Source organism: Pseudomonas sp. GW823-FHT02E01, from assembly GCF_058797535.1.
This window is the reverse complement of record NZ_JBXAJS010000034.1, coordinates 1-559: the sequence shown is the minus strand read 5'-3', so window position 1 is coordinate 559 and position 559 is coordinate 1. Positions and strand designations below refer to the sequence as shown.

At 63.0% G+C, this 559-nt stretch carries 1 protein-coding gene; it reads right to left on the bottom strand.

All coding sequences use genetic code 11. The features are described 5' to 3' along the window. The coding region (locus tag AC1RDQ_RS28525; protein ID WP_492588759.1) for an AraC family transcriptional regulator at nucleotides 1-545 on the bottom strand (545 nt) is incomplete at its 3' end. Nucleotides 546-559: the final 14 nt, after the last annotated feature.

Genomic DNA, 559 nt, shown 5'->3' with positions numbered 1-559 from the left:
AGGTGCAGCATCATGTCCAGCGGCGCGGTGCCGCCGGAGCTGGTGAAGCGGTTACGGTCGAGGGTGAACAAGCGGGTACTCATTACTATCCGCGGGAAAGCCTCCTGCATCGCCGCCAGGCACTCCCAGTGCACACTGCAATCGAAACCATCGAGCAGTCCGGCGCAAGCCAGGGCCCAACTGCCGGTGCAGACCGCACCGAGTCGGCAGGCCTTGCGGGCCTGGCCTTGCAGCCAGGATACGTGTTCACGGGTAACGGTGCGCTGGATGCCGATACCACCGCAAACGATGACGGTGTCCATCGGCGGGGCTTTGTGCATGGAGGCGTCAGGGGTGATTTGCAGGCCATCACTGGCCCAGACCTGGCCGCCATCGACGGTGAGGGTGGTCCAGCGATACAGCTCGCGACCGGACAACTGGTTGGCCATCCGCAGCGGTTCTACAGCGGACGCCAGAGAAATCAGCGTGAAATTGTCCAGCAACAGAAAGCCGATGGATTGAGGCGCACGGTTCTGGGGTTGGGCCCCGGAGTTGAACGTCGTCATCGCGGTATCTCCTC